Origin of the sequence: Curtobacterium flaccumfaciens (genome assembly GCF_051548005.1) — a bacterium.
GTDB lineage: Bacteria > Actinomycetota > Actinomycetes > Actinomycetales > Microbacteriaceae > Curtobacterium.
In genome coordinates this window covers 1-3730 of sequence record NZ_JBPUGH010000219.1, presented here as the reverse complement: position 1 = coordinate 3730, position 3730 = coordinate 1, and the positions used below count along the sequence as shown (strand labels likewise).

At 70.0% G+C, this 3730-nt stretch carries 5 protein-coding genes and 1 pseudogene; all 6 read left to right on the top strand.

Features of this window, described 5'->3' with window-relative positions; genetic code table 11:
- On the top strand, nucleotides 1–320 hold a 320-nt coding region (locus ACSW7Y_RS16545; protein WP_438127328.1), incomplete at its 5' end, for a CinA family protein.
- A 153-nt stretch (nucleotides 321–473) separates the two neighbouring features.
- Complete coding sequence (locus tag ACSW7Y_RS16540; RefSeq protein WP_058725115.1) at nucleotides 474–782, top strand: helix-turn-helix domain-containing protein; 309 nt, start codon at nucleotides 474–476, stop codon at nucleotides 780–782.
- 63 nt (nucleotides 783–845) lie between these two features.
- Nucleotides 846–1070: a DUF3046 domain-containing protein gene (locus tag ACSW7Y_RS16535; RefSeq protein WP_290132294.1), complete on the top strand. Its 225-nt coding sequence runs from the start codon at nucleotides 846–848 to the stop codon at nucleotides 1068–1070.
- Between the two features lie 257 nt (nucleotides 1071–1327).
- Nucleotides 1328–2395 (top strand): recombinase RecA, encoded by a 1068-nt coding sequence (gene recA, locus ACSW7Y_RS16530; RefSeq protein WP_412880211.1) that lies wholly within the window; start codon nucleotides 1328–1330, stop codon nucleotides 2393–2395.
- Nucleotides 2392–3279 carry a regulatory protein RecX gene (locus ACSW7Y_RS16525; RefSeq protein WP_438127327.1) on the top strand — a complete coding sequence of 296 codons (888 nt, stop codon included), beginning with the start codon at nucleotides 2392–2394 and terminating at the stop codon, nucleotides 3277–3279. Before recA ends, ACSW7Y_RS16525 begins: the two co-directional genes overlap by 4 nt.
- A 69-nt stretch (nucleotides 3280–3348) precedes the next feature.
- Nucleotides 3349–3730 (top strand): annotated as a pseudogene (locus tag ACSW7Y_RS16520) (tRNA (N6-isopentenyl adenosine(37)-C2)-methylthiotransferase MiaB); the annotation flags it as partial.

Here is a 3730-nt window from a genome sequence, read left to right as displayed (position 1 = left end):
ACGCTGCGCTGCTCGCCGCCCGGGGCGCCGTCGACCCCGAGGTCGCGCGGCAGATGGCCGCCGGAGTCCGGTCGGCGCTGTCGGTCGACGGAGAGCCCGCGACGTGGGGGATCAGCACCACCGGTGTCGCCGGCCCGGACCCGCAGGACGGCAAGGCGGTCGGCACGGTGTTCGTCGGGATCGCCTCGGCGGACGGGGCCACCGCCTGGGAGCTCCACCTCGACGGCGACCGCGATGCAATCCGTCACGCGACCGTCTCCGAACTCCTGGCACGGATGTCCTCGGTGGCAGACGGCGCTCTCCCCACCGCGGGGGAATAGGCCCCGTTTCCACTGGGTTACATCTGACGCAATCTCCAGCAGGACCGCAGCCCCAGTGGTTAGCATGCTGCAACCGGCAACGCTAGTGTTGCTGGTCCCGACCTTGATCACCCCGATCGAGCGGGCCGGAGACGACAGGAAGGAGGAGATCTCATGGTTCTCGTTCGTCAGGAAATCGGCGACGTCCTTCGGGACTTCCGCTTGCAGAAGGGCCGGACCCTCCGTCAGGTCGCGTCCAAGGCCAGCGTCGCTCTCGGGTACCTCAGCGAGGTGGAGCGCGGGCAGAAGGAAGCCAGCTCCGAGATCCTCGCTTCGGTCGCCGACGCGCTCGACACGCCCATCTCCACGATCATGCGTGAAGTGGGTGACCGTCTCGCCGTCGTCGAGGGGCTCACGCCCGTCCCGGACACGCTGCCCGACGAGCTCGTCGCCGAGTTCGACAACGACCTCGCGGTGCGCTGACCCGCACTGCTCCGAACACCCTCGCCGGTCCGCCGGCGGGGGTGTTCTCGTTATGGTGGTCGGGTGCGTGTGAGTGAGTTCTGGCGAGCCGTCGACCAGGTGTTCGGCGAGGCCTACGGCGCGGTCGTCACCCGAGACGTCGTGCTCGAGGCGATCGGTGGCCGGTCGGCGGCGGAAGCGCTCCGAGCGGGCGTCGACGCGCGCACGGTCTGGGACGCGCTCTGCGACTCGCAGGACGTGCCGCTCGACCGTCGACACGGCAAGGGTCTCGCCGAGCCCAAGGACTGACACGGGACCCGAAAGTCTGTTCGGCGTGTTGCTCGAACACGTGTTCTATCGGTGGTAGCTTCCTGCACAACGGACTCGTCCGGGTGTTCCTTCCACGGAGGGCGTGATCGTCGGCAGTGATGTCGGTGGCCCGCCGTAGGTTGATCGACATCGGGACAGGCCCGACGCCTTGTCGCAGAAGCACCGGCCTTGCAGCACCGGCCGGGGTGGCGCGACAGCCTACAGGCAGCAGACATCGAGCACGAAGGAAGCGCACCATGCCCTCACCCCAGGACCGCGAGAAGGCCCTCGAGACCGCTCTCGCCCAGATCGACCGTCAGTTCGGCAAGGGCACGGTCATGCGCCTCGGCTCCGACGAGCGCGCTCCGGTCTCCATCATCCCGACCGGTTCGGTCGCCCTCGACGTGGCGCTCGGCATCGGTGGACTCCCGCGCGGCCGCATCATCGAGATCTACGGCCCGGAGTCGTCCGGTAAGACGACCCTCACGCTGCACGCGATCGCGAACGCCCAGCGCAACGGTGGGATCGCCGCGTTCATCGACGCCGAGCACGCGCTCGATCCCGAGTACGCCAAGAAGCTCGGCGTCGACATCGACGCGCTCCTCGTCTCCCAGCCCGACACCGGTGAGCAGGCCCTCGAGATCGCCGACATGCTCGTCCGCTCCGGGTCGATCGACCTCATCGTCGTCGACTCCGTCGCCGCGCTCGTGCCCCGCGCCGAGATCGAGGGCGAGATGGGTGACTCGCACGTCGGTCTGCAGGCACGCCTCATGTCGCAGGCGCTCCGCAAGCTCGCCGGTGGGCTCAACCAGACCCAGACGACGATGATCTTCATCAACCAGCTGCGCGAGAAGATCGGTGTGTTCTTCGGCAGCCCCGAGACCACGGCCGGCGGTAAGGCGCTCAAGTTCTACGCATCGGTCCGCCTCGACATCCGCCGCATCGAGACGCTGAAGAGCGGCACCGACGCGGTCGGCAACCGCACCCGCGTGAAGGTCGTCAAGAACAAGATGGCGCCGCCCTTCAAGCAGGCCGAGTTCGACATCCTCTACGGCGTGGGCATCTCGCGTGAGGGTTCGCTGCTCGACTTCGGCGTCGACCACGGCATCGTGAAGAAGTCCGGCGCCTGGTACACCTACGACGGCGACCAGCTCGGGCAGGGCAAGGAGAACTCGCGTTCGTTCCTCATCCAGAACCCGGAGATCGCTGCTGAGATCGAGGGCAAGATCCTCGCGAAGCTCGGTGTCGGGGGAGCGAAGGACGCGGCGGCCGAGGCTCCGGTCGACTCCATCGCGCCGAAGCTCGCTGAGCGCAAGGGCGCGTGACCTCCTCGGACGGCCGCGCGCCCCGGGGTGACGACGACCTCGCACCGGTCACCGACCTGTTCGGTGCGAGGTCGCGTCGAGGCCCCGCGCGGGGTCATGCGCCCGACCCCGCGCCCGAGGCGGCAGCCGACGCGCGTGATCTCCCGGCGACGGACGACGCCGACGCCCCGGTCCCGCTGCCGACGCCACTCCGCGGCGCGCAGGCGCAGGCGGAGTGGGTGTCCCCGGTCGTCGGTGACGCCAGCGGGCGGAGCAGCCGGGCGGAGCACGGGGGCTACGACCACGACGCCGAGGCCGATGCCCCGACCGCGTCGGTGTTCGCCATCGTCGGCGGCGACGAGCTCACCCCCGAAGACGCACCCCGCCCGCTCGACGAGCAGCGCGCCGACGCCGAGCGGTTCAGCATGCGGGCGCTCGGTCGTCGCGGGGTGAGCACCTCCGAGATGCGCAAGACGCTGACCCAGCACGACCTCGATCCGGACGTCGTGGAGGGCGAGATCGAGCGGCTCACCCGCGTCGGGCTCCTCGACGACGTGGCGCTCGCGACCGACCTCGTCGACCGGCTCCACGAGCGCAAGGGGCTCGGGCGGCAGGGCGTCGTGGCCGAACTCCGCCGGCGCGGGATCGACCAGGCGGCGATCGACGCTGCCCTCGATGCCGCGGCCGACGACGAGGACGACGAGTTCGTGCGTGCGCTCGACCTCGCGGCGAAGCGGGCGGGGCAGCTGCGCGGGCTGGACCGTGCGACCGCCGAACGCCGGCTGTCCGGGTTCCTGATGCGCAAGGGCTACGGCTCGGGCGTCGTACGGATCGCGGTGGAACGTGCGCTCGACGGGTCTGCCCGGCGTCCGAACACGGGTGGCGGAACCGTCCGGTTCGAGTAGCTTCGCTCGTCGGGCGGGCCGCCGCACCGGGCTCGCGGCACGCGGTCGTCGACCTACACTGGGACGATCATGGCCACCGTCGAAGCGCGCCCCCGCACCTACGAAGTCCGCACCTACGGGTGCCAGATGAACGTGCACGACTCGGAGCGGCTGAGCGGGTCGCTCCGTGCCGCCGGGTACGTCGCCGCGGACGGCGAGCAGGCCGACGTGGTCGTCATCAACACCTGTGCTGTGCGCGAGAACGCCGACAACCGGCTCTACGGGAACCTCGGGCACCTCGCGGGCGTGAAGCGCGAGCACCCCGGCATGCAGATCGCGGTCGGTGGCTGCCTGGCGCAGAAGGACAAGAACGTCATCCTCGAGAAGGCGCCGTGGGTGGACGTCGTCTTCGGCACGCACAACATGGGGTCGCTGCCGACGCTCCTCGAACGGGCTCGGCACAACGACGAGG

What these genes read in the sequence shown, in the direction of transcription:
- ACSW7Y_RS16540 (WP_058725115.1), top strand. Translation starts at nt 474, where the DNA reads ATGGTTCTCGTTCGTCAGGAAATCGGCGACGTCCTTCGGGACTTCCGC.
- recA (WP_412880211.1), top strand. Translation starts at nt 1,328, where the DNA reads ATGCCCTCACCCCAGGACCGCGAGAAGGCCCTCGAGACCGCTCTCGCC.